Annotated in this window: 1 pseudogene; it reads right to left on the minus strand. The window is 42.4% G+C overall.

What is annotated here, in order from left to right:
* Positions 1 to 255, minus strand: a pseudogene (locus ACYQ4S_RS12905) (DDE-type integrase/transposase/recombinase); the annotation flags it as partial.

The raw sequence follows: 255 nt of genomic DNA on the forward strand, positions 1-255 counted from the left end.
TAAGGGGCCTATATTGTCTAGATACTTCGTCCTCGTTGGTTAAACCAATGACTTGAGTGATATCGAAGTTCAGGCCGTGTTGGGCCAGGAAATGTTGTGCCAGTTTGTAAATGGGGTTTCCGTCAACTATGAGGTTTAAATCCTCAGGGATTTCGCTAGCTATATAGTGGTCGAGCACATCGTGAATGGCCCTGATTGCTAATTCAGTATTGCGTTTTTCAGACACTCTTTGGGATAAGATGATTTTATTCTTTG

This window comes from Alkalibacterium sp. s-m-28, assembly GCF_054658175.1.